We start from the raw sequence: 20,997 nt of genomic DNA on the forward strand, positions 1-20,997 counted from the left end.
AGAACCGGAATAAACCAGAAGAGAAGTAACAAGCGTTACTCCTCTTTTTTATGGAAAGGGGAAGAGTCATGGGAAACTATAATATTCCGAAAGAAATCTCAACGAAATTAAAGATTAATAAATCTCTTTATCTCTTTGATTTGTTGTTCATTATTTGCTTACTTATAGTCATGATGATGTTAGGTTTTTTCATTCATCCTATAATTCAAATTCCTTTTTACGTCTTTATGGGCATACTTGGTTTATTGATGATTGTTAGACCAAGCACGAATCCTCCAAAATGGATGTATGAAGCGTTATTGCTTACACTTGTACGAAAGAAGAGCACTTATTGTGCGGTAGATAGGGAACAAGAATAAAGAGAGCCATATTAACAATAAGGAAAAACCATCCCTGGTAGATAGGATGGTTCTGAATGGAAAGTCCAAGTTAACATTCTCAAACTTCACGTTTATTATTACCAATTTATGTAAAAGGTAAACGTGAATGGAGGATAATATATGGTAGAAATGAATAAATCTTCGCGTCTTACAAGCGCTGAAATCTCAAACCTTTGGAATACCTATATGAATGATAGTTTAAATATTTGTATCGTTACACATTTTCTACAAACGGTGGAAGACTCTGATGTAAAACTTCTTTTAGAGGAAACCATTAACGTAGCTCAAGGGCACCTAGTAGAAATAGAAACGCTTTTTCAACGAGAGGGAATTCCTAAGCCAGTTGGGTATCCAGTAGAGAAACACGTTAAACTAAGTGCGCCACGTCTTTTTACAGATGTTTTTTATATGGCCTATCTTCTACACATGAGTAAATTTGGGATGACCGCACATGCAGGTGGTATTACATTGGCTTGTCGGAAAGATATTCATCATTTATTCCATAAATATGTGGAGGAGGCGATTCTCCTTAATGGTGCTACACGAGAAGTCATGAAGGAAAAAGGTGTCTTTATTCGGCCACCTTATATGGATTATCCAAAGGAAGTAGAGTTTGTGACAGAGCAGAGGTTTCTGACCGGATGGTTTGGACACAAACGATCTCTACTTGCACTGGAAACCTCTCATTTATATATGACATCACTTAATAATGAACTAGGGAAGGATATCCTTTTAGGTTTCTCTCAAGTAGTGAAGGATAGTGAAATAAAAAAACATTTTATACGGGGCACGAAAATTACTTCAGATATTCTTTATCATACTCATAAGACGTTACATGAAAGCGATATTCCAGCTTCTATGACTTGGGATACGTGTGTTACGGACTCCACTATCGCTCCTTATTCAGAGCAGATTATGCTTTGTTTTGTTAATGCATTATGTGCCCTTGGAGTTGCAACATATGGAAGTGCCATGTCCCTAAGTATACGACATGACTTAGCAGCTCTTTATAGTAAATTTATTTTGAAATCAGGAGCCTATGCTGAGGATGGAGCGAATATGTTAATTGAGCGTTCTTGGATGGAGAAACCTCCTCAATTTATTGATCGTGATAAATTAATACGTAAGAATACAGAAAGTTAAAGGAACCATGGTTTATTAGTTAGTTTATTTTTGCAGAAACAAACATTTTACTAAACAAATAGTGTAAAAATCTATAGTTAGAACGTGTTTTTATTGAAACACGTTCTTTCTTTTTGTCTATTGATACAAGTTACTACTCATAATTTAATCAAGTCCTATTCAGGAGTTAAAAGGAGGATAAGTAAGATGGTGGTATTCGATGAAAGAGTATTGAAAAATGATCAATTAAAGTCGGTAAATACCTTGAAAAAAAGAATAGAGAAGTAAAACTCTTCTTTTTGATAAAAAAGAGATGGATAAACAGATCGATCGGGCAAAGAAAAAGAATCCTTTTTCTCTGTTACAACCTCCCAAGGATAGAAAGGAAAAAAAGAAAGAGAAACTACCGGAGGTAAAGAAAAGTGTGGCTGATATTATTCCCATTATAGATCAAAAAGATAGTGGGTTATTTCAGCTAAAAGATGAGGGAGGCTTTTTTGGAATCTGGCAGCTTCAAAGTACAGATATCAATGCCATGCATGACCAAGAAGCAGGGCGCAATATTTATACATTGGCCAAAACATATCAGGACGACAAAGATCCGTTTAAAATTATCTCGTTAAACTTACCCGTTTCAACTCAAAAGCAGCAACAGTATCTTGAAAAGAAAATTCGAGAAGCCAACAATGCGTTATCCCTTCGGTTTTTGCGAAAGAAATTAAAAGAACTTCAATATTTAGAATGGGGGCGAACCAATCGAGAATACTTTCTTTTTCTATATGGACCGACTGAACGCGCTGTAAAAGAGCGAAAAGACCAATTTATGCGAGATATTCAACTGGCTGTTCCTCTATTACCTGTTTCAGATGAAAAACAAATTAATCTTCTTTATAAACTCTACAATCAAAACGCCAAGCTTGGTAATAAACAATAAGAAAGGATGATAAACCGATGATGACTTTACCTTTTCGTAAAAAAGAGAAAACACCTCAAGAAATCAAGCGAAAAAAAGGATACAACCCTTATTTTGTGGCACAGATTCAGCTCCAAGGAGGCGTGAGCTTTAAAGAAAACCTTGTTCGAAACGGAGATGGGTATTCGACTTGTATTCATATTTATGAGTACCCAACGAACGTGAACGATTTTTGGTTGGAACCGATCATGAACATGCCAAATGCCATTACAACCTTAGATGTAGTAAGCGATGAGCGAAAACAAGTTGTGGAAGCCATCAATAAAAATATGTCAGAACAAAATGCACGGCATGTGAATGCCAAGGAAAACATTGATCGTATGGATGCACAAGAACAATATTTAGATATGAAAGAGTTATATCGTCAAGTCACAAATGGAGAAGTGATCAAACGAATACACCTTCGCATTTATATTGCAGAAAAAACGATGAAAAATAAAGCAGCACTACTATTTGGAGCGCTTGCCGTTGTGGTGGCAGGCGTGACCATTTTCAATATCTACCTTAACCATAATATCTCCAACACAACAGCTTCGAAACAAATTCAAGTCACAAATGACAGCTTAAAAGAAGAAAATAAAGAGCTAAAAAAACAACTAAGTGAAGTTCGCCCTTCTGCCCAAGAACAACAAAAACGAGATTACTTGAATACGGTTAATCAATTCATCGATGTGTCTTATCATCGTGAAAAAGAAGGATTTGAGGAACGAAAGAAAGTTGCAAAATCTATCATGGACAAAGAGCTTTATGAGCAATTTTATCCTTCTGAAAAGTTCGTATATGGAGATAGTTATACCTCGACTCCAAAGGATGTACAGCTTTATGTTCAACACTATGATGGAGGGCAAGAAGAGGTCGAAGTGATTGCTGAGTTTACGAATCATCTTGTCATAAAAGATGAGAATGTGGACAATCAAACGCATGACATTATCAAAGTTTCTTTACGAAAAGAAGCGAACAAATGGGTGGTTTATAGTATCGAAGAATTGAAAACAGAAATCATGAAATGAGGTGGAACAGGTGGCATTTAAAAAGCAATTGGAAGACTATCGGTTTAATTTAAATCGCAATCGATCATGGAAGTATACAGCCGTTTTAATCTTTTTCTTTATCGGTTTTTTATCCTTACTGACATCAAAATTTTACTTAAAAACAGAAGATCCCTTGTATCATACGAACACCTACGAATCTGTTTCTTCAAACATTACTGGAACCGTCACTATTGAAAATCGTGTGTATCATCCGGCTTCAAGTTCACTCGATATGGTCATCAAAATGGATCAAACGGATGAAGAAGAAGTAAGCTTTGTGGCACAAGAAAAAGCAAATCCAAACATCAAATTACCTGTTCATTTATTGTATGAAGATGATGGCTATTATGTGGTAAGAATCAGCGATTTATCTCCAAATTGGGAAGCACTTGCCTTTGATCTTTATCAAGAAAATGAAGAAAAAGAAACGGTAAACGTGGATGATGTAACGAGTGGTTCAGAAACAGATTCAACAGAAGAAATAGATGCTCATGCGTTAATTACGACACTCTATTCTGACCAACGAAAAACGAAAAGTGAAGAAGAGAAAGGAACCAAAAGCAAACAAGAATATGCACTTTTGGTCAATGATTTAGAGAAACAGTTTGTCAAAAAGAAAATGAAAAACTATGAAAAAGCAATCACCGTAGAAGCCAAACATAAACATCAAACTCAACAAGAAGTGAACGAGTTACAACGTGATATGAAGTACCAAGTGAATGAGGAAAAAGCTGATACCGAATCAAAAATTGCGATGAAAAAGGATGCCATTCAATCCAGTGATGAAAGCATTCAGCTTTATGAAGATGAACAAAAAAGTTTACAGGAAAAGCTCCAAAAATTGAATGAAAAGCAACAAGATTTAGCCATGAAGTGAAAAAAGAGGTGTCGCCACTGACTCGCCAATGTGTCGCCAGAGAGTCGCCAGACACCGTTTTGGAGTCGCCAGAGAGTCGCCACTTTGAGGGTTTCCGTGATATCACGGTTTTGCTAGGCTTTGCCTAGCCTATCACACCCTGTGATAGCAAAAAACCCTTATGCTCTTTCTCTCTATTTTTTGAGGAGCACCACTATTCTGAGGAGTTGACATGAAATATGGAAATTAAAATAAGAAATGTAGATCCTATTGCTGTTAAAAAAATTGATGAGTTAGCAAAGAAACATAAATTGTCTAGACAGGAATTTTTAAAAGGGCAGCTTGAAACACTGGCCTTTTTTCGTGAACAAGTTGAGCGAGAACATGAACTAGAAAGTTTGATAGAAAAGAATATGATTATGATGGAAAAATGTGCGACATCGATGGAAAACATGAACCACATTCTACTCGAAATGATTGGAGAAGTAGAAGAGTAAGTAGTGAGGTGAGGTAGAATGTCTAAGGCTATTAACAGAACGAATATTGTACCAGGCGTTGTAGTAAAAACAAAATTTATTACTTCTCATCATAAAGCCTTTCAGCAATATGTTGAATATGTAGATCGGGATGAAGCAAAACAAGAAGATAGGTCAGTAGCGCATTCCTTTTCTCTTTATCAAGATTATATGGGAAACCCTGATAAAACATCTTCATTATTTACACATAAGTATGATCGTTTAAAGGAGGAACAAAAAGCAAAACTGAAAGAAAGTTTTGAGGAAGCACAAAAAAATAACAGTATTATGTGGCAAGACGTCATTACATTTCATAATCCTTGGCTGCAAGAACAAGGGATTTATGACGCTCGAACACATACAGTCGATGAACGAAAGTTGATGTATGTTACACGACAAGCCATGAGTAAAATGCTTGAAAGGGAAAGGTTAAATGAGTCGGCTGTTTGGTCAGCAGCTATACACTACAATACGGACAACATCCATATTCATGTTGCAACAGTTGAACCAAATCCTACACGTAGTCGAGGAAAGAGAAAGCCCAAAACATTAGATGTGATGAAGTCAACCGTTGTTAATCAAATTAGGGATCGAGGAAAAAATCAGGATAGAATTAATCATTTAATCCGCAAAGAAATGGTTGACCAAAAGAAACAAGATTCTTCTTTTGCATGGCGCAATCGAGAATTAAAACCCTTGTTTTTAATGGTCTATAATCATCTTCCTCAAGATAAAAGGCAGTGGCAATATAGTTACAATACCATTAAGCCATTGAAACCTTATATTGATACATTGAGTGAAAAATATATCAAAAAATATCATCAAAAAGAGTATCAGCAATTAATAAAGAACTTAGATAAAGAAGTAAAAGAATTAAAGAAAGCATATGGGGAAGGGACGAGGGATAAAGGACGCTATGAAAATTATAGGCAAACGAAAATAGATGATTTATATAAGCGAATGGGAAATGCATTTTTGCAAGAAATGAAAGCTTATGATCGAAAGCAGCAAGACGTAAAACGTCTATTAGATAGAAAGCAGTCTGGGAATCAAACAGCGAAATACAAGCAGCATGTACCTGTACATTTTTCACTTCGCAAAATAGAAAAAGCGTTTAAAAGCGAATATGAAAGTTGGAAAAACCAACAGCATTATGAACGAATGCAACGTGAAACAGAACGTGATTGTAACCAACAAAACGACTATGAAAGGGGCTATTAATCGATGGAGAAGCAACGAATGAAGTTAGCTATTGAAGATGAGTCAAAAGCGTATATTGAATCATTTAAAGAGGAGCATGGATTGCGCTACACGGGTGATGCCATTGCACAAATTTGCAAAGAACATGAAGCATCTAAGAGTAATGAATGGTCATTAAAGTATATTACGGAAGTAGTGAGTCATCATCTCCATGAGTCTTTAAAAAATGAATTTCAAGCTTTATGGGAAGAGATTCATACATTAAAAGGTGAGATGACAAAAACAAAACTAGGAGCGAACGCAGCAGATAAAAATACACAAATTTTAATTGAATATATGAACGGTCTTTTCTTTCATCATGGATTTAAAGGATTGATGACCACCAGTATGCAGGAGATGGATAGTACAAGAGTAGCGAGGGAAACAGTTGAGAAACGAATTGCAAATCAGCGTCAAAAACGAATTGATTGGGAAGAATCGAGAGGGAAACAACAATCTCATTGATTGTTTCATATAAAAAGAGATTTAACTACTAAAAGGAGGAATTAATCATTATGTTTTTTAACAAAGATTTAGTGTTAGCTTCGATTAAAGCTGTAGGAGAGGATCATGCCATTGTACAGTATCAAGACAAAGAAGTAGAGGTGAATTTAAGTCCAGAAGAAGCGAAGGAGTTTCATCAATATGTCGTGCATCAAGAGAATATGTTGGTGCCCATGAATATCAAAACACAGAAGCTTTTTGTGGATTTAGAGGAACCTTGGTATGAACAAGAATTAGAAGAGCTTAAGGGGATCTCCTATCAAGAAGAGGAGGATGAAAATGAGTAAAGCGTATGCGAAAAAATCAGTTGAAGATAAGCGTAAAGAGGTTGAAGAGTTAACGAAAGGTATGGAGAATAAAGTCGAGCAGCATTTTCATTCTGCCGAAGAACTAAAAGACTATTTATCTTTTATGGGTAAGTTTTATCAATACTCGATGTCCAACACAGCTCTTATTCAGGAACAGTTCTTTGGTGCTCAAGCAGTTGGATCATTTAAGTTTTGGAAAGATAAAGGGTTCTCTGTCAATAAAGGGGAGAAAGGCATTAAGATCCTTGTTCCAAACAAAACGGTTCCCAAATTTAAAGATGAAAATGGGAAATTAAAGTCGATTAATAAAGCCACTCCTCAAGAAAAGAAGTTGATTCAAGAGGGAAAAAAAGAAGTCACTCAAGGCCGACTGTACTTTTCAGTCGGTCATGTTTTTGAGATTTCCCAGACGAATGCAAAAGCGAGTGATTTACCTAAGATCTTTCCGAATCGTTGGTTAGAAGGCAACGTGGAGGACTACAAGGCACTTTATAAAGGAATGGAAGCCATTGCTGAAAAGAATGGTATTTCTATTATTCAACCAAAAGAAGAGCTTGGCGCTGTAAAAGGAGTTTCCTATACCTTAACAAAAGAAGTTGCGTTAAATCCCCGTAACTCTGAACGTCAAAATGTAAAAACTTTGATTCACGAATTGGCACATGCGAAACTTCACACCAAAGACACATATCTAAACTATACAGCTGCCGAAAAAGAATTTCAGGCGGAAATGACAGCTTATACCGTTTCTTCTTACTTTGGCATTGATACGAGTGAGTATTCCCTCGATTATCTTTCACACTGGACGAAAGGAAAGAGCTTTGAAGATAAAACCAAGCTTTTAAAAGAAGTACATGAAACGTCCGTTGGTTTTATTGAAACAATTGAAGAGACGTTGGTAAAAGAACGAGAAAAAAATCAGTCACCGGAAAAAAACGATGAAAAACAGCAGCAAGCAGATCCTCTTTCTTCTGAGAACGTGCATAACAAGATGAAAGAAGGGTATGGAAATTATATACAAAAGCAACGAGAAGAATCCGTACAAGATGTAGACAGCATTCTAGAGCGTGTTACGGCTGAAGAAACCTACTATTCAACCAAAACACAGGCGATTAAAAATGGTTGGATGACAAAGGAAGAAGTCGTGAAACTTGAGCACCAGGTTGACTTAACGATGAATAGAAATGAAAAGGGGGTCACCCATGGTCAAGTTCAAGAACAATCTCTTACTTTTCAAGACCGTATGGAAGTGGGCAGTCAAATGCAACTCCAAAAACGTTCAAGTACAGGTAAACGAAAAAGAGAAGAACAGGATCTAGAAAGGTGAGAGAGCATACATGCTCTCTTTTTTTATGTCCAAATATAAATTAAATGGAGGAATCGATCATGCAAAAAGTAACATCTCTTTCAAATGACCAATTTAAAACAATCGTTTCCGATAAACGAGAATTAAAGAAGTATATGAAGCACCCACAAAATGAAAAAATTGAGGCAGATTGGGCGAACATCAGTGAGAAACAGCTGCAAGACATCCCTTCTGGTGCTGTTTACTTAACACAATCAGCTCTAGGAAAGGAAAAACCGCAGGTTTTACTTGTTTCTACGGATGAAAAAGGGCAAAAACAAGCCTATAAAAGTGAAGCAACCGTTGATTTTTTGAGAAGTCATGATGTGAATCCTGTTTTAGAGAAAGATCGAGAAACGCAGCTCAAAACAAGCTACCTTACATTTTTACAAGCGCATGAAAAAGAAAAGCCTCAAGATATTGATAGTATGTTAGCCCGGGTGAACGCAGAAAACGATTATGTGATGTTGAAATCAAGTGCTTTAAAGGAAAAACAGTTTACTTCTGACCAATTGAAAGGAATGGAAAATGAACTTTCTCATCAGTTTCAAGCACGAAAACAAACACAAGAAAAGGAGCAATATCAAGAAAATTACAAACAAGAAGTACTAGAAGTTATTCAGAAGCCTAGTGAAGAAACACAGTATAAGCAGCTATTTAAACAAAGTTTGTTAGCCCAATTAGGCATATCAGATGAAAAAGATTCTTCTAAAGAAGAGAAAAAGGAAGCTAAAGCAGAAAAGGCTCCTGTCGAAAAGCAAGAAACATCTCAAGAGAAAGAACAGCGTTTGGCCAAAATGAAGGAATTTGAACAAAAGCATTCCTTTGATAAGGTGTACAAATTGAAAAAAGAAGTGCTGCAGGAATTAAAAGAGCTGAATTTGACTGATTCTCAACGTGAGAAATTAACGAAGCTTGAAAAGGCGTTGGACACAGAGAAAAAGGATCACGACAAGCAGAAAAAAGAAGAGAAATCACAAAACGGATTTACAAAATTTTTTGCACGGAACAGTGGAGCATTTTCTTCAAAAAAACGGGATCAGACACAAGAAATGGAACGTTAAAAAAAGCAAAAGTTTAGACAGAGTGGGAGGGCTGAAAAGCTCTCCTTTTTCATATCGTGGAGTGAAGGAGGGATTTAAGTGGGAGAACGAAAACATGTCAAGGAGGAGGAGGTTATGAAAGCAAGAGATATTGATTTGTTGTCGTATCTGGAAGCCAAAGGCGAAACCTTTGTAAAAGAAGGAAAATACTATCGTCATACGGAACATGATAGTTTACTCATCAAAGGAAACATGTACGCATGGAATAGCCGGAATGAAACAGGATACGGGGCGATCAGTTTCGCTCAAATGTATTATGGGATGTCGTTTCCACAAGCCGTATTAGATATCAACAAAGGTGATTATAAAGAGCTTTCTCATTCGCATGAGCAACCGTCGGTTTCACCATCAAAAGAGCCTTTTCGCTATCCAAAAGAGTTAGAAGTAAAGGAGCAAAGCAAAATAAAGGACTATCTCATAAAAGAACGTAAAATAGATTCTCGGTTGGTTGACTGGCTTCTTCAAAAAGATTTAATCGCCCAGGACAAACGGAACAATGTCGTGTTTAAATGGCGTGAACATGGAGGTAAAGGAAAGGTAATTGGGGCGGATCGGCAAGGCACAGCTTCTATAAGTAATAAGCGTGGTTCCTTTAAACAAGTCTTACCGAACGATAACCCACATACAGGCTTTTCAGTTGACGTTGGTCGCCCAAATAAAATTCATTTTTTTGAAAGTCCAATTGATCTACTTTCTTATTGGAGTATACAAGAAAACCAATTGCAGAACACACGCCTTATTAGTATGAATGGTTTAAAGCCTAAAACGGTTGCACAATCTTATATCGAAGCTCGAAAAGAAGGCTTAGGTATCAAAGAAATGGTGTTAGCTGTCGATAATGACCAAGGGGGAAAAGAATTTATTGACAAAATGAACCAAATCGTTAATGCTGATTTAATAAGAGCAGATATTCCAAAAGGAGCGAAAGATTGGAACGACGAATTAAAGAAGAATGGAAAAAGCATTCAGCCTGTAGCATCACGTCTCCGGAATAAACAAACTGAACAGGAGCTTTCAATGAATGGATAAAGTGTTTCAAGGTGTATTTTACCTCTTTCTTATCATGATTTTAGTGAAACTTTCTCAATTTGCTTACCGTGTCCTTCGTGAACGGAGGTATATGAAAGAGTTAGCCCAGTCGGGTATGCCCTATATTGATAAAATGGATGGTTATCAGTTTGAAATTTATTTGCAGGCCCTTTTCCAACAGTTAGGATATAAACCTCAAGTAACCAAGAAGTCTGGTGACTTTGGGGCTGATTTAGTGATGAAAGGCAAAGAAAGAATTGTCATTCAAGCTAAACGATATGGAATTAAAAATCGGGTCAGTATTTCAGCTGTACAAGAAGTGTATGGGGCAAAAGCGTATTATAAAGCGAATCAGGCGTGGGTTGTGACCAATAGTTATTTTACGAAACAAGCGAAAGAGCTTGCAGCTGCATGTGATGTGACCTTATTGGATCGGGCGGATCTTCAAAAGTTTATTAATGAAGTAAACCCCGTTTTCAAGGCACGGGAAATCTTTGAAAATATCACACCCGAACCTCGTAAATGTCCAAAGTGTGGGCAAGATCTAATCGTACGAGATGGGAATGGCACTCGCTTTTTTGGCTGTTCCTCTTTTCCTTCTTGTCGTCATACAGAAAAAATTAATAAAGAAGTAAGTAAGAGCAGACCTTCAGTGTAGTAAGGTCTGTTTTTTTCTTGCTCTTAATAGGTGCTGAAATTCGGATCGAATGAGCAGTTATATGCAAAACAAAAGTTAATTTCGTCAGAGAGCGTTTCTCTGCATGTCAAAATCGTTGATTAATTAGGGTTTGATTTATAAATGATTGTGACGATAAAGCATCTTTCTAATTGAAAGGTGCTTTTTTTGTTTCTTATAAAAATATAAAAAAGAGGAGAGTTTTTATGAAGAACATTTTTATGAAATCAATGACCGTTCTTACATTATTAATGGTCGCATTATGTGGAGCAAATCAGGGGAAAACAGAAGCAGCAAGTAAGCCAGCGAATCAGGATTTAATCATCATTAACAAATACTACAATAAGCTTGCGTATTTTCACAATGGTTATATTGAAATCGTTGATCCAGTAGCAACGGGTAAAACGTGGGATAAAACACCTGTTGGCTTTTTTAAAGTGGTAAACAAGATTAAAAACCGCCCTTACTATACAGGACATATTCCTGGGGGCGATCCTCGCAATCCGTTAGGGAAACGTTGGTTAGGATTAAATGCAAACGGTACGTATGGTGATACATACGGCATTCACGGCAATAACAATGAAAACAGCATTGGAAAATACGTGAGTCAAGGTTGCGTGAGAATGCATAATGCAGACATCGAAAAGCTTTATGCTAAAGTCCAAGTAGGCACACCGGTTGCTATCACTTATTCCTATAAGAGCTTTGTAGAGTTGACGAGCGTGTACGGTTACGAGTTCAAAGGGTATCATTTAAAAGAAAATTAATCAAAAAGCAGTATTAACAATTTTTCTACGATGCAGGCATTAACCATGAATTAAGAAGCTGACTTTTTATACTCTACTGACATCTTGCAAATTAACCGAGCGTTTGAAAAATTAACTGTAAAGAGCTTAAAGCGTTACGCTGCTTATGCTGTTGGAGGACTTGCTTTGACAGCCGTTGTTATACTGGCCTTTACAATGGAGACAGGAACAAGTTCCAATTCAGTTACAGGTTCTGAAAAAGCTGTGGTAGTTGAAAATGTAACTCTCAAACAAAATAAGTAAACAATATGGGCGGCCTTTCTCGTTAGAGAAAGGCCACTTTTTTTGTAAGGCTGATTTTTACTTGTTCTTAAGACTCAGTCCATCCTCAAAAGCATTTCCTCTTTGGCCATTTCATCTAACCAAAATGGGACTGTGAGAGTTTTCTTTACCGATTTATTTAGTCTGTACCAGGTCCGTGATTAAATTTAGTACCTTTTCCAATAGCATAGAATTGACCGCCAGCAACATAGTGTATTGTACGCAATTCATCGGGAGCATCATCAAAAATCCAATGTCCGTTGTTGAATACTCGATCATCACTCCAAGCACCGACAATTTCACCCATGAAAAGATCATGTTCTTGTTCATTTTCAGAATTTGGAAGAACCTTGCATACTAGCCACCCAGCGGAACCTTCAACTAGTGGTAAATCAAACTCTTCTTGGTAAAATAGTGAGATCTTATCAAGTTTATTGTCTATTTCTTTAGAGCTGTGCTCACCAACATACAAGACAGTTTCCATTTGTTTAACAGTTGGAACATGTACTACAAAATAACCACTCTTTTCAACGAGTTCACGTGTGAAAGCTTGTTTGCCGATAAATGCCATCACTTTATTATTTCCCACCAGACCGACCCAAGCGGCTGCCATTACATTTTCTATCCCATCGTGTTTAGCAGAAATCATGGTTGTTGGACCTACTTGTAATAAACGGTATGCTTTCTTTAAATCAACAGGTTTAATTGCCATTATTCATTCTCCTTTTGTTTTATATTTCGATATTTCCAGAAATATAGATTTAAGTTCATACATTAACCGAGCGTTTGAAAAATTAGCTGTAAAGAGCTGATTTTTGCACGTAGACAAAGTGACCTTTACAATTTCTTCAGAAATGTTTTATAAAGGTGACACAACATGAATTTAACGCGCTTATAATAACGATAGATGATTTGCTTTAGCCTTTTTATCTAAAGTACTAGTAATGGATATACTCAGAATTTAGATGAGGATACCTATCAAGCAATTTAGGCATAATCCAGACAAGAAAAATCATACCTCTTAGTTCTATATTTCCTTAAGTATAGCAATATAGAACTAAGAGAAATTACTCCATTACATATGGAGCATACTTTCCAATTAACTCACGGTCTAGGCTGTAGTATATATATGTGCCTTCTTTATAAGTACTCAGAAGTCCGCAATCAGTTAATTGTTTTAAATGATGGGATAAAGTTGATCCAGCAATTGATTCAAGTTTTGTCCCAATATCCGAACAACATAAATTTGCTTCATTAGCAAGCAAACGAGCAATCTTTAATCCGGTCGGTTCACCGAGTGCTTTATATATTTTTGTCGCCTGCTGTAACTTCGAGTTATCCTCCATTGTTAGTACCCCTTTTTCTGAATGAATTAGATACCCCATATGAGTACAAGCTAACATTATGGTTGCAAGTATACTATAGAGATCTCATTTTCCTGATGGATGATTATATAGTATTGCTAAAGCCAACTGCACTTTAAAAATAAAATCCTCAAAACAGTACTATAAGCACAAATGAAAATAATTTATTACAATCGCTAATCCTAATTATCTTCGGTTAATTTCTTGAAGTTTAATTCTCTTTCATGATACATTGGATTCTAATACAAATGAAATGCATATTAATTATATAGGAGATAACAAAATTGATATGAACAAATCACAAATTGAACTTATTGTCCGGATATCAGAAACAGGAAGTTTTACAAAAGCCGGTGAAGAGCTACATATGACACAACCTGCGGTAAGTCGTACCGTTGCAACAATTGAATCGGAATTAGGAACGAAGTTAATTAAAAGAGATAAGAAGAATGGAATATCTTTTACAGATGTAGGAGAGAGAATATTAATTACTTTTAGAACAATCCTGAGTGAATTACAAAAAGTAGATGAATTAATTGTGGCTGAACAGGGGTTAGAAATTGGAAAGGTACACATTGGCGCTTACCGAACTGCTTGTACTAGGTTTATTCCTAAGATCATACGTGCAATGGAAAGTCAGTATCCTGGTATAGAAATCAAGCTTTCGGAAGGTAGTGTAGATCAAGTAAAAGAGTGGTTACGTTCCAGATGCATTGATGTAGGAATTATCATTCCTCCTGATAAAGATTTTGATACCTTACCTTTAATTAAAGATCAACTGATTGTACTTATGCACTCAAGCCATCCTTTATCTCAGAAAGAAACAATAAGTATTCCTGACCTACAAGGTGAAGATATACTAATTGGAAAATGCGGTTATGAGGTACAGATTCATGCTCTATTCAACGAGTATAACTTGACTCCTAAAGTACGGTTTGAGATGGATTATATAGAGACAGGATTAAGTATGATACAAGAAGGGTTAGGAATTACCATTACAACAAAACAAAATATTTGGTGGTTGCCAGACCAAGTTGTTGTTCGTGAGTTAAAACCAGATACGTATAGAGATATCAATATAGCAGTGCTAGATATGAAAGATATATCCAAAGCGACAGATGCTTTTATCCAAACAGCTCGTACCCTTTTTGCTCAAGAAGATGCTTAAATAGTACTTAAATAAACATGTGTTGCTATTTAGTGCATATAAAAAAGACAGCTGTTTGATTCAAAAAGTGGCTGTCTTTTTTATTTCTACTATTTATGAATGGTAGTGGCTAGGAAGAGTATTTATTGAATGCTTATAAAAAAGGTTTCTCTTTATAAGGAATATTCAGTAACACGGCTTATTGTATACCGTTATATACCTTGTTTAACAATGTCTTTAGTTGAGTATTTTCTTCATTACTTAATTGACGCGTGATGAAGAGGTGAGCGTCTTCAACTAAAGGTGAAAGAATTTTCTTTAACTCTTCCCCCTTTTCTGTAAGAAATAGATAGTGTAAGCGACGATCTCGTTTACTGTATATTCTTTTTAAGAGTCCTTTTTCCTCCATCGCATAAATCATTTCTACAATAGTTGTTTGTTTCTTATCAATTGCTTCTGCTAGTTCTGTTTGGGTGATCCCTTTTTGAGAATCTAGAACACTAATGATGCTCCATCGTACTGGAGTCATGCCATAAGGTTTGAGCTTTTTCTTGAAATAATTCATTGCTCTTACATCTGTTCGATGAATAAGATGGCCTGTTAAATCATGTAAATCCATAACGTCACCTCAGAAATGTGAAAAATATGTCTTAAGCTAATAATCGAGTAATATAAGTCTTTATTAGTAGGCGGTATCCATGTGTGATTCTATATAATCGCTACTATTTATCTGACCAAATGTATTCATGTGGCTAAACCTTCTCCTGCACACAGTAATATCATTCTATACTTTGAAAGTTGTTTAGCTTTTTTAAAAGCTAAAATAAAAACCACGATTTACTTCGTGGTTTTTATTTCACAGGTAAGCCCTCTGCTTTACCTTTAGCTGGTTTGGTGATTTTCCACCCTAATAAGATGGCAATGAATCCTATAATTATAAGAAGATATAATGTCGGAACAAAACTTCCTAGATAATCATGCAGAAATCCAATTATAAATGGGCCGACTGCACCAATCATATATCCAATTGCTTGAGTCATTGCTGACCAAGTACTTGCTTCTAGAGGGGAAGATGCCATATCTAATGGTAACAACAAAGTTAGCGACACAAGACCACCGGCACCAACTCCTAAACATATACTTGAAACAATAGGTGTTACGTTTGTAAAACATAAAAGGGATAAACCAATTATTATACTTAAGGTAAAGGTTGTAATCCAAAACCTTCTGCTCGGTAGCACTTTTAAAAGACTAGGTAATAAAAGAGTAGCTGGTAGCTGTGAAATCATAGCAATTGTACCTACAAGACCACCAAATGCTGGTGTCCACCCTTTTTCCTCTACAATGGCTGGTAGCCATGCTGCAAAACAATAAAATAGAAGAGTTACAATCCCTACAAAAGAAGTTAATAGCCAGGCTTTTTTGTTTTTTAATGGTAAAGAAGCCTTCGTCTTTTGTGAAAAATTACTTACAGGAATACGGGATTGTTTTATTACCATAAGCCAAAGTGGAATAGCGAGTAGAGCAAGAATACTCCAAAATGCTAATCCATTTTTCCATGAATTATTGAACCAGTGTTGAAGTGGTGTTGTTAGCCCAATAGAAATAGATGCACCCACTACCATTGAAGTAGAGTATATGCCTATCATCGATGCTGCCTTGTCTGGAAAATGACTTTTAATAAAACCAGAAAGCAAAGGGCTTACAACACCAATTCCTGCACCAATTAATAAAGCCGTTATTAACAGGTAAATTGAAGAATTTGTAAAGGCCCTTATAAATGTTGCAATACCTATGCAAGTTATAGCGAAAGTAATCATCTTCTCTGGTTGATAGCGATTTGCTAAACGACCAGCAAATAACGAACAAAAACCAAAACATAACAAAGGAATGGAAGTGAGCAAACTAGCTAAAGTAGAACTCATACCTAGATCCTTCGTTATTCCATGTAATACTGGGCTAACTGAAGTTAGACCCGGCCTAAGGTTAAATGCAGCTAGTATAAGTGCAAATAGAAACAATTTATTACGATTGACCATACTAATTACCTCCAGTTAATTTCTTGAAACTTAATCCTCTTCTATGGTACATTAGGCTTTTTTATAAATGAAATGCATATTTTTTATAACGCATATAACAAAAATGTTATGAGGTTGGGAATGGAAAACAAACATGGAATACAGCAAACTCTATTAGAAAAAAATAGAGTGAATGAAACTAATGTGAAAGTGAAATAAGTATACCTTTATCATTTTAGATGAATAAAGTAGAGAAACATATAATACTTAAAGACATCTGAACAAGTAGGTTTATCTTGTGAAAAAAGACCAATACGATATTGGTCTTTTTTATATTCATTATAAGTACAATACTTCATGTATATAGTTAACTTACTCTTATTAACAAGAGAAACATTTAACGTATTTTATTAAAAATAGCGTTAACTATTACACATCTTGTAGAAAAACTCACAATTTGTCGTCAGTTAGAGTAAATAGTAAAACCTTTATTTTTATAATGTAGTTTATATATTTACTCTTTTAAATAACTTAAATTTAATATTTAACTATATTAATAATTACTTTAATAAGGGCTTACTAGATACAAATTATTTTATAATTTATATTTAACTATCGTCTTTTTAATAATTCATCTAAAGGTAAGAAGATATAATAGGGAGTTATACGAAGTAGAGAGATTCGTTTTTAAGAACCAGGAATGTTTAGACGAAATACAAATAGGCGACTTGTTCCTTCTATTCAGAAAGATTAAGTCACCTACACTTTTTTTCATTCATCATTAGTAATCCTTTCAACGTTCAAAATTTATTGATTTACATGTTCCTTTTCTAACTCATTTACTGGATTCTCCTGGCACTCATTAATAAATAGATAAGTAAGGTACGAATGTAGGTCAAATCGTTCTTCTTTAATAAATGTAGAAAAGCCCTGTTTATGTTCGCTCAATCGTTTTACCTCCTTTGTCCATGCTCTTATTTCTTATTATTTCCTAACTAGCAATCTCTTATACATACAGACTAACAAAGTATCTTGTATTGGCACCGCCTATGCCACATACAATGACAGACACGCTTGCTATCCAACCCAATTCTCATTATAATTGAAAACGGTTACAATTTACATTATAAATGACAGAATATTATGATTTAAAAACAATATTAGTGTTTATATGAAAAATTCTTATAAATAACTTAAAAAAATAATACATAATATATAATTAGTAGGGAAAACTAGTCAAGATACTAAGAAGTATCTCCAGTCTAGAACCTCAGTAACCTATAGAAAAACTCCCTACGAAAATAGGGGGTTTTTGCTTTTTAAACCTTTAGTGACCATGATGTTCATTGCCTGTATAAACTAAAACCTGTTATTAGCTCTGAATTTGAAGTTGAATTCTTGTAATTGAATTCTCAATTCCATCCGCCATTATCTCATCAATCACGTATTCTTCATATGCATATTCGCCTATTTTTAGCCCTTTTTCTTCAACAAATTGAATAATTCGATTGTAAGCATGTTCAGTTTCATCACCTTTTTGATATCCAACAACATATAGTCCTTGGGGACGTACGTGATAATGTACGTTTTCTATCCCTTTTGGAATTTTGATATATAAGTGTTTGTAATTGTAAAACTCTTTTTTTTGGATTTGGTCTCTCGCAAGTATTGCTCCAATGGGATATCCTCTATCTAATTTATGAAGTTGAGTATAATGAATGAGATCCGGAATAACTGCAGTATATTTTTGTTCTGCTTCTCCTAATATATTTTCACTAACCATAAACTTTTCCTCATCTAAAGACTGCAATGAAATAGAGGAAAAGTCGGTTTTTAAGGCATGTTCTGCTAACTGTAAACGCGTTTGAATAATTGCTTGTAAGTGATTAAGATTATTAATTTTTTCTTCAATTTCAAAAGACTTTTCCTTTAAAAGTGTAATCATATTTCTTGGTTTTTTATCTGTTAAGAGAATTCTTATCTCTTTTAATGGAACACCAAATTCTTTAAATAAGGCAATCAATTGAAAGACTTCAAATTGATCATACGAATAGTACCTATATCCATTCTCTTTTTTTATTTTAGGTGAAAGTAACCCTATCTCATCATAATGAAACAGCGTTTGCTTTTTTACACGACAGAGATTCGCGAATTGCCCAGTAGTAAAGTACTTTTCTAACTCTTCACTCATAAAATCCTCCTTGACTATACGGTAACCATATACTTTATGATGTTCATTGTACTGGAAAGGAGATATAAACAGCAATGATAAGTTCTTTACTTTTTTTATGTAGGTGAAAAGAGTAATTGATGATGAATGTGAAGATAAAGTGATAAATAGAATTAAAATTTGTTTAATTAAAGAAAAGGAAGAGTTGGAAAGATGCAAATGATAAAAAAGACAAAATCCCCTGTGAGTCAACTTCTTCGAGGTATATGGTCAAAAAACCGTAAAGGAATTAGCCTTACGTATATACTCACCATTATTGAGAATGTTTGTGATCTTCTTTATGCTGCAACAACTGGTTTTGCAATCGATGGCTTGCTTAAAGGGAATCCTTCTAGTCTTATACCACTTGCTTTACTATGGGTCCTTCACCTAGGAGTTGGGTTGTTCAGACACGTTTACGATACAAAAGTATTTGTTGGGATTTATTCTAATGTTGCTGGAGATATGGTGGAGCGTCAGCGTGCTGATGGAGTAAAAGGAACTCGAATTGTAGGACGCGTCTCACTGTCTCGGGAGGTAGTAGATTTCTTTCAAATGGAGCTACCGGCAGTTGTAACAACGGTTATTCGATTTTTAGGCGCTATTATCATGTTATTTCTTTATGACCGGTTTATTGGGTTCTTAAGTTTATTGGCACTAATTCCAATACTAATCATAAACCATTGGTTCGGTCGACGTTCTTATCGTTTGAATCACGCACTTAACAACCGGATTGAAGAAGAGGCAGATATAGTCGTTCATCGTCCACTTACCATTGTTCAAAAACATTTTGCACGATTACGTTTGTGGCGTGTTGCTATTTCTAACGCTGAGGCTAAAACATGGGGGATGATGGAGATTGTTGTCATTCTCTTAACTCTAGCCACACTCCTTAGACTTACAGATGATGAGGGTATTACGGCTGGTGCTATTTATGCAGTCCTGGCTTATATTTGGATGTTCCAAGAGGCGGTAGTCGGACTTCCGGAAATTGTACAAAATATCTCGCGTGTGCTTGATATTGGTGAACGCGTTGCTGAAGATGTTAACACCTAAAATCAAAAAACGTAGTCAACCATTATTGTTACCTTACCCCATAAATATAAGTTAGGAGAATTGTTAATGAAAAAAATTAAAACTAATCGATTAATATTAAGAAATTTTTCTAAAGCAGACTCTAAAGGTCTTTTGGAATACTTGGCTAATCCAAGGGTAAACTGCTTTCTTGAAGACCAAGTTCACACAATAGAAGAATCTTCCTTAAAAATTCAAAAAAGAACAAAAGACGACTCTTTTGTTGCAGTCTGCTTAAAAGACAATGATTATCTAATAGGAGAAATATTCTACTTAAAGGAAGAGCCAGATACTTATTCCATTGGTTGGCATTTTAATGCTCAATATGAAGGAAAAGGGTACGCAATCGAAAGTGTGAAGGTGTTCCTTAAGTATCTGTTTACTCAAAAGGATGCAAGAAGAGTCTATGCATACGTTGAGGAGGATAACTACAAATCACAAAAACTATGTGAAAAATTAGAGATGCGTAAAGAAGGGTATTTTGTTGAGTTTATTTCGTTTACTCAATACGAAGATGGAACTCCTAAGTACGAAAATACTCTTCAGTATGCATTATTAAAAAAAGAATGGATGAAAAATATTTCTTCTAATGGACTCTGAGGAAAAGGTATCTTCTTACTTCATCTGGATAAACGGAATCGGTGTTAAATCCATTGATATTTGGTGATATAAGGTTAGGTCAATTTGTAGAAAAGGTGGTTATTTGTCGTCATTAATAATAAAACGAAGTATTTGTATGAAATACTTTATAATTTACTTAACATAAAATATATTGTCAGCGCTAAACCACTAAGGAAAACTTTTCAAAGCATATATGTATATCAATCTATAAAACTGTGCAGACTAAGAACGTATTCCCCCTATTCCGATAAATTTGAAAACCCTTTGCCTATATGGGCAAGGGGTCTTTTTTATTAAGCACAATTTATTACAAGTAATTTTGCGTAATGTACCTTATGGATAGTGAAGTTAAATATTAATAGCCACACCTAGCACTAGAGGCGGCGCCAACTTCTAAAAATATTCAAATGTTTATTTGA

21 protein-coding genes and 2 pseudogenes are annotated in these 20,997 nt (G+C 35.3%); 17 read left to right on the forward strand and 6 right to left on the reverse strand.

Annotation, left to right across the window (positions count from 1 at the left end; all coding sequences use genetic code 11):
• Positions 1-68 precede the first annotated feature (68 nt).
• The 14 genes and pseudogenes from LJC66_RS14375 to LJC66_RS14440 all read left to right on the forward strand — a co-directional run bounded on the left by LJC66_RS14375 (position 69) and on the right by LJC66_RS14440 (position 11,845).
• Positions 69-359 carry a DUF5592 family protein gene (locus LJC66_RS14375; protein ID WP_230932840.1) on the forward strand — a complete coding sequence of 97 codons (291 nt, stop codon included), beginning with the start codon at positions 69-71 and terminating at the stop codon, positions 357-359.
• Between the two features lie 141 nt (positions 360-500).
• Positions 501-1,523 (forward strand): DUF3231 family protein, encoded by a 1,023-nt coding sequence (locus tag LJC66_RS14380; RefSeq protein WP_230932841.1) that lies wholly within the window; start codon positions 501-503, stop codon positions 1,521-1,523.
• Positions 1,524-1,926: 403 nt separating this feature from the next.
• Positions 1,927-2,436: a hypothetical protein gene (locus tag LJC66_RS14385; protein WP_230932842.1), complete on the forward strand. Its 510-nt coding sequence runs from the start codon at positions 1,927-1,929 to the stop codon at positions 2,434-2,436.
• A gap of 20 nt (positions 2,437-2,456) precedes the next feature.
• Positions 2,457-2,906 (forward strand): annotated as a pseudogene (locus LJC66_RS27970) (VirB4 family type IV secretion system protein); the annotation flags it as partial.
• Between the two features lie 589 nt (positions 2,907-3,495).
• On the forward strand, positions 3,496-4,383 hold the full coding sequence (locus LJC66_RS14395; RefSeq protein ID WP_230932844.1) for a hypothetical protein: 888 nt from the start codon (positions 3,496-3,498) through the stop codon (positions 4,381-4,383).
• Positions 4,384-4,601: 218 nt separating this feature from the next.
• Complete coding sequence (locus tag LJC66_RS14400; protein ID WP_057240358.1) at positions 4,602-4,859, forward strand: hypothetical protein; 258 nt, start codon at positions 4,602-4,604, stop codon at positions 4,857-4,859.
• Between the two features lie 18 nt (positions 4,860-4,877).
• Positions 4,878-6,098: a MobP2 family relaxase gene (gene mobP2, locus LJC66_RS14405; RefSeq protein ID WP_230932845.1), complete on the forward strand. Its 1,221-nt coding sequence runs from the start codon at positions 4,878-4,880 to the stop codon at positions 6,096-6,098.
• 3 nt (positions 6,099-6,101) lie between these two features.
• Complete coding sequence (locus LJC66_RS14410; RefSeq protein WP_230932846.1) at positions 6,102-6,581, forward strand: hypothetical protein; 480 nt, start codon at positions 6,102-6,104, stop codon at positions 6,579-6,581.
• Positions 6,582-6,631: 50 nt separating this feature from the next.
• Positions 6,632-6,907: a hypothetical protein gene (locus LJC66_RS14415; RefSeq protein ID WP_043977016.1), complete on the forward strand. Its 276-nt coding sequence runs from the start codon at positions 6,632-6,634 to the stop codon at positions 6,905-6,907.
• Positions 6,900-7,886: pseudogene (locus LJC66_RS14420) on the forward strand (ArdC-like ssDNA-binding domain-containing protein); the annotation flags it as partial. The gene LJC66_RS14415 and the pseudogene LJC66_RS14420, both read left to right, overlap by 8 nt.
• Positions 7,887-8,311: 425 nt before the next feature.
• Positions 8,312-9,334, forward strand: a complete 1,023-nt coding sequence (locus LJC66_RS14425; RefSeq protein WP_230932847.1) for a guided entry of tail-anchored proteins factor 1 — start codon at positions 8,312-8,314, stop codon at positions 9,332-9,334.
• 114 nt (positions 9,335-9,448) lie between these two features.
• Positions 9,449-10,402: a DUF3991 and TOPRIM domain-containing protein gene (locus LJC66_RS14430; protein WP_230932848.1), complete on the forward strand. Its 954-nt coding sequence runs from the start codon at positions 9,449-9,451 to the stop codon at positions 10,400-10,402.
• Positions 10,395-11,060 (forward strand): restriction endonuclease, encoded by a 666-nt coding sequence (locus LJC66_RS14435; protein ID WP_230932849.1) that lies wholly within the window; start codon positions 10,395-10,397, stop codon positions 11,058-11,060. The genes LJC66_RS14430 and LJC66_RS14435 overlap by 8 nt, the downstream gene beginning before the upstream one ends.
• A 224-nt stretch (positions 11,061-11,284) precedes the next feature.
• Complete coding sequence (locus LJC66_RS14440; RefSeq protein ID WP_230932850.1) at positions 11,285-11,845, forward strand: L,D-transpeptidase; 561 nt, start codon at positions 11,285-11,287, stop codon at positions 11,843-11,845.
• Between the two features lie 439 nt (positions 11,846-12,284).
• On the opposite strand, the gene LJC66_RS14445 is transcribed toward LJC66_RS14440, so the two are convergent.
• Together LJC66_RS14445 and LJC66_RS14450 are read right to left on the reverse strand one after the other, a co-directional pair.
• Positions 12,285-12,857: a flavin reductase family protein gene (locus LJC66_RS14445; protein ID WP_025753556.1), complete on the reverse strand. Its 573-nt coding sequence runs from the start codon at positions 12,855-12,857 to the stop codon at positions 12,285-12,287.
• A 355-nt stretch (positions 12,858-13,212) separates the two neighbouring features.
• Positions 13,213-13,491 (reverse strand): ArsR/SmtB family transcription factor, encoded by a 279-nt coding sequence (locus tag LJC66_RS14450; RefSeq protein WP_230932851.1) that lies wholly within the window; start codon positions 13,489-13,491, stop codon positions 13,213-13,215.
• Positions 13,492-13,798: 307 nt separating this feature from the next.
• Between LJC66_RS14450 and LJC66_RS14455 the strand changes: the two genes are divergently transcribed.
• The gene (locus LJC66_RS14455; protein ID WP_057241905.1) at positions 13,799-14,677 is read left to right on the forward strand and encodes a LysR family transcriptional regulator; all 879 of its coding nucleotides are present in this window, start codon (positions 13,799-13,801) and stop codon (positions 14,675-14,677) included.
• A gap of 178 nt (positions 14,678-14,855) precedes the next feature.
• Here the strand turns inward: LJC66_RS14455 and LJC66_RS14460 are convergent, their stop codons facing one another.
• The 4 genes from LJC66_RS14460 to LJC66_RS14475 form a co-directional block, all read right to left on the reverse strand.
• Complete coding sequence (locus LJC66_RS14460; protein ID WP_028408085.1) at positions 14,856-15,275, reverse strand: MarR family winged helix-turn-helix transcriptional regulator; 420 nt, start codon at positions 15,273-15,275, stop codon at positions 14,856-14,858.
• A gap of 232 nt (positions 15,276-15,507) precedes the next feature.
• The gene (locus LJC66_RS14465) at positions 15,508-16,695 is read right to left on the reverse strand and encodes an MFS transporter (protein WP_230932852.1); all 1,188 of its coding nucleotides are present in this window, start codon (positions 16,693-16,695) and stop codon (positions 15,508-15,510) included.
• A 786-nt stretch (positions 16,696-17,481) separates the two neighbouring features.
• The gene (locus tag LJC66_RS14470) at positions 17,482-17,622 is read right to left on the reverse strand and encodes a hypothetical protein (RefSeq protein WP_230932853.1); all 141 of its coding nucleotides are present in this window, start codon (positions 17,620-17,622) and stop codon (positions 17,482-17,484) included.
• A 424-nt stretch (positions 17,623-18,046) separates the two neighbouring features.
• Entirely contained in the window at positions 18,047-18,865 is an 819-nt protein-coding gene (locus LJC66_RS14475; protein ID WP_230932854.1) for a MerR family transcriptional regulator, read from the reverse strand.
• 192 nt (positions 18,866-19,057) lie between these two features.
• Here LJC66_RS14475 and LJC66_RS14480 point away from each other — a divergent pair, with 192 nt between their 5' ends.
• Positions 19,058-19,939, forward strand: a complete 882-nt coding sequence (locus LJC66_RS14480) for an ABC transporter six-transmembrane domain-containing protein (RefSeq protein ID WP_230932855.1) — start codon at positions 19,058-19,060, stop codon at positions 19,937-19,939.
• Between the two features lie 66 nt (positions 19,940-20,005).
• Positions 20,006-20,557: a GNAT family N-acetyltransferase gene (locus LJC66_RS14485; protein WP_230932856.1), complete on the forward strand. Its 552-nt coding sequence runs from the start codon at positions 20,006-20,008 to the stop codon at positions 20,555-20,557.
• The last annotated feature ends 440 nt before the right edge of the window (positions 20,558-20,997 follow it).

This window comes from Priestia sp. TSO9, assembly GCF_021029645.1.
Taxonomy (GTDB): domain Bacteria; phylum Bacillota; class Bacilli; order Bacillales; family Bacillaceae_H; genus Priestia; species Priestia megaterium_E.

Bases quoted from the DNA above. Each gene is read 5' to 3' on its own strand.
- LJC66_RS14375 (WP_230932840.1), top strand. From the start codon at position 69: ATGGGAAACTATAATATTCCGAAAGAAATCTCAACGAAATTAAAGATT.
- LJC66_RS14380 (WP_230932841.1), top strand. From the start codon at position 501: ATGGTAGAAATGAATAAATCTTCGCGTCTTACAAGCGCTGAAATCTCA.
- LJC66_RS14400 (WP_057240358.1), top strand. From the start codon at position 4,602: ATGGAAATTAAAATAAGAAATGTAGATCCTATTGCTGTTAAAAAAATT.
- mobP2 (WP_230932845.1), top strand. From the start codon at position 4,878: ATGTCTAAGGCTATTAACAGAACGAATATTGTACCAGGCGTTGTAGTA.
- LJC66_RS14410 (WP_230932846.1), top strand. From the start codon at position 6,102: ATGGAGAAGCAACGAATGAAGTTAGCTATTGAAGATGAGTCAAAAGCG.
- LJC66_RS14415 (WP_043977016.1), top strand. From the start codon at position 6,632: ATGTTTTTTAACAAAGATTTAGTGTTAGCTTCGATTAAAGCTGTAGGA.
- LJC66_RS14425 (WP_230932847.1), top strand. From the start codon at position 8,312: ATGCAAAAAGTAACATCTCTTTCAAATGACCAATTTAAAACAATCGTT.
- LJC66_RS14430 (WP_230932848.1), top strand. From the start codon at position 9,449: ATGAAAGCAAGAGATATTGATTTGTTGTCGTATCTGGAAGCCAAAGGC.
- LJC66_RS14435 (WP_230932849.1), top strand. From the start codon at position 10,395: ATGGATAAAGTGTTTCAAGGTGTATTTTACCTCTTTCTTATCATGATT.
- LJC66_RS14440 (WP_230932850.1), top strand. From the start codon at position 11,285: ATGAAGAACATTTTTATGAAATCAATGACCGTTCTTACATTATTAATG.
- LJC66_RS14445 (WP_025753556.1), bottom strand. From the start codon at position 12,857: ATGGCAATTAAACCTGTTGATTTAAAGAAAGCATACCGTTTATTACAA.
- LJC66_RS14450 (WP_230932851.1), bottom strand. From the start codon at position 13,491: ATGGAGGATAACTCGAAGTTACAGCAGGCGACAAAAATATATAAAGCA.
- LJC66_RS14455 (WP_057241905.1), top strand. From the start codon at position 13,799: ATGAACAAATCACAAATTGAACTTATTGTCCGGATATCAGAAACAGGA.
- LJC66_RS14460 (WP_028408085.1), bottom strand. From the start codon at position 15,275: ATGGATTTACATGATTTAACAGGCCATCTTATTCATCGAACAGATGTA.
- LJC66_RS14465 (WP_230932852.1), bottom strand. From the start codon at position 16,695: ATGGTCAATCGTAATAAATTGTTTCTATTTGCACTTATACTAGCTGCA.
- LJC66_RS14475 (WP_230932854.1), bottom strand. From the start codon at position 18,865: ATGAGTGAAGAGTTAGAAAAGTACTTTACTACTGGGCAATTCGCGAAT.
- LJC66_RS14480 (WP_230932855.1), top strand. From the start codon at position 19,058: ATGCAAATGATAAAAAAGACAAAATCCCCTGTGAGTCAACTTCTTCGA.
- LJC66_RS14485 (WP_230932856.1), top strand. From the start codon at position 20,006: ATGAAAAAAATTAAAACTAATCGATTAATATTAAGAAATTTTTCTAAA.